Origin of the sequence: Enterobacter sp. RHBSTW-01064 (assembly GCF_014103035.1) — a bacterium.
Classification (GTDB): Bacteria; Pseudomonadota; Gammaproteobacteria; order Enterobacterales; family Enterobacteriaceae; genus Enterobacter; species Enterobacter mori.
In genome coordinates, this window is sequence record NZ_JABXOU010000025.1 from 1 (window position 1) to 710 (window position 710).

General features: G+C 44.6%; 1 protein-coding gene and 1 pseudogene. One reads left to right on the forward strand and one right to left on the reverse strand.

Going from position 1 to position 710, the window contains the following annotated elements:
- A pseudogene (locus HV355_RS23970) lies at nt 1-346 on the forward strand (phage tail protein); the annotation flags it as partial.
- A gap of 9 nt (nt 347-355) precedes the next feature.
- Here HV355_RS23970 and HV355_RS24055 read toward each other — a convergent pair.
- On the reverse strand, nt 356-710 hold a 355-nt coding region (locus HV355_RS24055), incomplete at its 5' end, for a phage tail protein (protein WP_220470808.1).

The window sequence follows — 710 nt, forward strand, 5'->3', positions numbered from 1 at the left end:
GGCCTCAGATCGTAGCGGCATCCTAGGACTAATTTCCGCCGGTGGGTACTTGAAGATTCCATTAAGTGAGGCGGGGAAACAAAAAATTTTGATCCTTCAATGGGGGACGGTTTCAAATTCTGGAGCAGGCACAGTGGGAGAAGCAACCTATCCGATTGCTTTTCCCAGCGGGATTTTAAGTGGATTACTGACTGGAGCCGATACCATCAATGGTGGCTTCACTGCTTCCTTCGGTCCTCGGTCAACCATTGGATTTTCTGCAGTCTTTAGAGACGTTTCTAATGCACCATACCCACACATCCCAACGAGACTCCAAACAGCTTGTTATATTATGCTTGGTTACTAACTGAAATTATCATTTTCCTAAGGCGAACCACTGTATCGATCTAGCGAAATACTGAGGTGCCCCGTTAACGATATTGGCACTTGCTAAATATCCTGCAGAATTACCTCTGATAAACCCATTTACTATCGATAGTGCAGTTACACCGGCAGTATCGGTAGTATGTGCCATTCCAATTAAAATGAAACCTCCGGTAGGGAAAGATATGGGAAAGTTAAAATCATACTGATTCCCCCCGGTAAGTAGGCCCCATTGCAAAATGTATCCGCTTGGAGAGCAAGCGTAGCCATTAGATCCTATCTGAGATTTGAAAAAAACCATATCAGGAACCTGATTTGCACCGTTCCCAATACTTCTCTTAGCAGCT